Genomic DNA, 4,278 nt, shown 5'->3' on the forward strand with positions numbered 1-4,278 from the left:
TGAGCGGCATTGCGCGTATTCCCGTCGAGCAAGTGGCGCGGGGCGTGGTGCCCTTCTACGTGACGCGGCTGGTGTCGGGCGCCCCCGAGGTGGTTGCCGGGCTGGCACGGATATTCCAGCTGCTGGGCAAGCCACGCGTCATCGGCACGGACGTGGGCCAGGGCCAGAGCATGAAGCTGATCAATAACCTGATGGCCGCGGCTCATCTCGCCCTGGCCGCCGAAGCCACGGTGCTGGGCGTGAAAGCCGGCCTGCAGCCAGAGGTGGTGCTGGACACGTTGAATGCCGGCTCGGGCAAGAACTCGGCCACTGAAGACCGTTTTCCCAAGTATGTGCTGCCGCGCACATTCGACAATGGCTTTGCCAATGCCCTGATGCGTAAAGACGTGCGCTTGTGCATGGAGATGGCAGAGGAGCTGCAAGTGCCGCTGTGGGTAGGCACCGCGGTCGACCGGCTATGGATGCAGACCGTGCTGCAGGTGGGGCCCAACGAGAATTCCACGACAGTCGTGAAGATGCTGGAGCAATGGGTGGGCGTCCAGGTCGGCCAGGGGCCGGCGGGCGCGCCGGGTTCAGGGGCTTTGCGAGGCGCCCATGTGTGACGGAGATCATTCCGCCGGCATGGGCTGGCGCGGGTGGCGTACGCTGCCGCCGCCGCAGCGCTGCATGCCGGCCGGACCCTGGCAGGATCTGACGTATCCGCTGGGCCCCGCGACGCCACGGGCCGGTGTGTTTCCCGAACCGGTGTTCCGGCGCATCAAGAGCCTGCCCGTTGACCCCCTGAACATCACCGAGATACAGATGGTGGTGCACGTTGGCACGCACGTGGATGCGCCGCGCCACTTTTTTATTGACGGACCGGCATTCCATGACATTGCATTGGATCGGCTTTGCGGCCCCGGCACCGTATTGCGGGTGGCGCGCAAGGCGGGGGAAGCGATTTCGGCCGCCGATCTGCAAGAGCATCGCGCGTTGGTGCAGGCCGGCGATATCGTGGCCATCGACACAGGATGGAGCCGGTATGCCGGCACGCCGCAGTATCACGATCATCCTTATCTTGGCGCCGACGCGGCCCGCTGGCTGGTGGACCAGGGCGTGAAGCTCGCGGCCTTCGACGTACCCACGCCCGACCTGCCCGTGGCGCGGCGGCCGGCGGGGTACGACTGGCCGGCCCATCACATTCTGCTCGGCCATGGCGTACTCGTGTCGGAGAACGTGTATGGCCTGACGGGCCTGGCCGGGCAGCGGCTAGAGTTCGCCTTCATGGCCCTGAACATCCAGGAGTCGGACGGCGCGCCGGCCCGCGTGCTGGCGCGGCCCATCGAAGCGGATTCCTGGCCGGTTCTTGGCGACACCCGTACTTGAATAAAGGAGGAGGAGATGGAAGAAAACGTTCTGGGATTTATTGGAATCGGCAACATGGGCCAGCCCATGGCCCGGCGCCTGATCGATGCGGGCAGGCGACTGGTGGTTCACGATCTGGACCCTCGCAACACCGAGCCCCTGGCGCGCCTTGGCGCTACCGTGGCAGGGTCGGTTGCCGAGGTGGCCGATGCTGCAGGCACGGTGTTCTTGAGCTTGCCTGCGCCTCGCATGGTCCAGGAGGTGGTTGGGGACCTGGCCGGCGGCGCAGCAGTCAGGCAGGTGGTCGATTTCTCCACCATTGGGCCGGCCGCCGGCGCGGCTGCGGCGGCCACGCTGGTTGCAAAGGGCATCACTTATATCGATGCGCCGGTCAGCGGCGGCGTGCCGGGCGCGCGGGCCGGCACGCTGGCGGTGATGGTGTCCTGCAGCAAGCCAGTGTTCGAGTCGGTGCAAGGCCTGCTGGGCACGTTCGGCAAGTTGTTTCATGTTGGAGAACTGGCCGGGCAGGCCCAGACCATGAAACTGGTCAACAATCTGCTGTCGGCCACGGCCATTGCCATTTCGTCCGAAGCAATGGCAATGGGAGTCAAGAGCGGGCTGGATCCGCGCGTCATGCTCGACATCATCAACGCCGGTTCGGGCCGCAACAGCGCCACGCAAGACAAGTTTCCGCGCGCCATTCTGCCGGGTTCGTTCGATTATGGCTTTGGCACCGGCCTGGCCTACAAGGACGTACGCCTGTGCATCGACGAGGCGGAACAACTGGGGGTGCCCATGGTGGTGGGGGCCGCGGTGCGCCAGATGCTGGCCATCACGCAATCGCTGCACGGCGCCGCATCGGACTACACGTCGTTGTGCCGGGTCGTCGAAACCTGGGCGGGCGTCGAAGTGCGTGGCTGAACCCGGCGTGCCGGAACTAATACCAAAGGAGATGGAGACAATGCGTAAATTCCTGCTGCACATCGCGGCGGCTGCGGCCTGCTGCACTTTGTCCGCGCCGGCGTGGTCCGCGGCTTACCCCGAGCGTCCGGTGAAATTGATCGTGCCGCAGTCGCCGGGCGGAGCATCGGATACGCTGGCCCGCTTGGTGGCCCAGGGCCTGACGCAGGCATGGGGGCAGAGTGTCGTGGTGGAAAACAAGGCCGGCGCGGGCGGCAATATCGGATTGGATGCGGTGGCCAAGTCCCCCGGGGATGGCTATACGCTGTTGTTGACGTACGAGGGCACCCAGGCGATCAATGTCAGCCTGCGCCGCCTGCCCTTCGATCCGGTCAAGGATTTCACGCCCATTGCCGCTGTCGCCACGGTGCCGTTTATCGTGACCGTCAACAAAGACGTCAAGGCCCAGACCTTCCAGGAATTCGTCGAGCTGGCCCGTTCGCATCCGGGCATGACCTTCGGGTCCGCCGGCAGCGGTACCGTTAATCACCTGCTGGGCGAGATGGTCAACCACGTGGCGGATACGCAATTGACGCATGTGCCGTACAAGGGCGCGGCGCCGGCCCTGGGTGATCTGCTCGGCGGGCGCCTGGATGCCGTGTTTACCAGTGTTCCGTCGATTTCCCAGCAGGTCGAGAGCGGTTCGGTGCGAGCATTGGCCATTTCCAGCAAATCGCGGTCGTCCCGGTTTCCCGATCTGCCCACGATTGCCGAATCCGGCTATCCCGATTTCGATGTGTCGCCATGGTTTGCGATCTTCGGGCCTGCTGGAATTCCCGGCGATGTGGTGGACAAGATCAACCGGGACGTAGCAGCGCTGCTGGCCGATCCCGGTTTTCGCCGCAACCTGGCCGAGCAAGCGGCGGAACCGCTGCAAACTTCGCCCGAACAGCTGAAATCGATGCTGCAGGCCGATATCACCAAATGGGCGGCGGTGGTCGAAAAGTCGGGCGCGCGCGTAGATTGACTATGCACGCCGGTTGAAGGGGGCCGCAAGCCGGCCAGGGCGCTTCCTGCCGGCTCGCGCCGCGGGCCTGTCAGGCCTGCGCGACATAGCGCGCCAGCCGTTCGCGATGCCGCTCGGGAATGGGAACCGGCCGGCGCGACTGCGGGTCGACATACACGTGGGTGAACACGCCGCCGGCATGGCTGGCGTCGCGTTGCCCGGTAAACACCCCCAGTTGGTAGGTGACGCTGGTGGTGCCCAGTTTGGCCACGCGCAGCCCGATTTCCACCGGCGTGGGAAAGGATACGGGCTCGAAATACTGGCACTGCGTGCCCACCACCAGGCCGATGGCTTCCGGAGAGTCCGCTCCCGCGATGCCTTCGGCGATCAGCATGCCATTGACGGCGGTATCGAACCACGAGTAATAAACCACGTTGTTCACGTGGCCGTAGACGTCGTTGTCCATCCAGCGGGTGGTAATGGGTGTGAAGTGCCGGTAGGCGTTGCGGTGTTCGGCAAGCAGCCGGTCGGTCATGGCAGAGCCTCCAGGGTGGGCGGGGCCGCGCCATGTAGGCAGGCCGACCCCGGGAACCATGCCAGTCTACCGTGCCGAAAAAAACTACACGCTGCGCCTTCGGCTTGCAGTCCGTGCAGGGGGCTGTTCTGCCTGCGGGCGGCGAGGGCAAAAAAAACGCCGGCATGGCTGCCGGCGTTTTTCAGCATGGCCTTGCGGGCCGTGCTTAGTGGTGCTGCTGGGTTTCCACCTGCACCAGCGGCGCGTTGGAAACCGGTGCCACGGGCTTGCGCTCGCGGCCCAGGCGCACCGGCGCGGAGCTGGCGGCAATGCGTTGCAGCGTCTGCGCGTGGCGGTCGGGGTCGGTTTCCACCCACTTCAAGCCGGCGGCGTTGACCACTTCGTGCAGCGTCTGGGTGGATGCTGCCGCAGCGACAGCGGGGGCTGCCGGGGGAACGACGATGGGCGCCGGCGTGGCGGGGGCCGTCAGCTTCGCAGCCAACGGCCTGCGCGT

6 protein-coding genes are annotated in these 4,278 nt (G+C 65.6%); 4 read left to right on the forward strand and 2 right to left on the reverse strand.

Features of this window, described 5'->3' with window-relative positions:
- From LPZ50_RS22470 to LPZ50_RS22485, 4 genes are all read left to right on the forward strand, one after another.
- The coding region (locus LPZ50_RS22470) for an NAD-binding protein (protein WP_230665050.1) at window positions 1–602 on the forward strand (602 nt) is incomplete at its 5' end.
- Window positions 603–666: 64 nt separating this feature from the next.
- Window positions 667–1,365, forward strand: coding sequence for a cyclase family protein (locus LPZ50_RS22475; RefSeq protein WP_230665051.1), 699 nt, complete (start codon window positions 667–669; stop codon window positions 1,363–1,365).
- A 15-nt stretch (window positions 1,366–1,380) separates the two neighbouring features.
- Window positions 1,381–2,265, forward strand: coding sequence for an NAD(P)-dependent oxidoreductase (locus LPZ50_RS22480; protein WP_230665052.1), 885 nt, complete (start codon window positions 1,381–1,383; stop codon window positions 2,263–2,265).
- A 40-nt stretch (window positions 2,266–2,305) separates the two neighbouring features.
- Window positions 2,306–3,271, forward strand: a complete 966-nt coding sequence (locus LPZ50_RS22485; protein WP_230665053.1) for a Bug family tripartite tricarboxylate transporter substrate binding protein — start codon at window positions 2,306–2,308, stop codon at window positions 3,269–3,271.
- A 70-nt stretch (window positions 3,272–3,341) separates the two neighbouring features.
- Here LPZ50_RS22485 and LPZ50_RS22490 read toward each other — a convergent pair whose 3' ends face one another.
- Window positions 3,342–3,785: an acyl-CoA thioesterase gene (locus LPZ50_RS22490; protein WP_230665054.1), complete on the reverse strand. Its 444-nt coding sequence runs from the start codon at window positions 3,783–3,785 to the stop codon at window positions 3,342–3,344.
- Window positions 3,786–3,990: 205 nt separating this feature from the next.
- The coding region (locus LPZ50_RS22495; protein ID WP_230665055.1) for a hypothetical protein at window positions 3,991–4,278 on the reverse strand (288 nt) is incomplete at its 5' end.

The organism is Bordetella petrii (genome assembly GCF_020991325.1).
GTDB lineage: Bacteria > Pseudomonadota > Gammaproteobacteria > Burkholderiales > Burkholderiaceae_B > Bordetella_A > Bordetella_A petrii_E.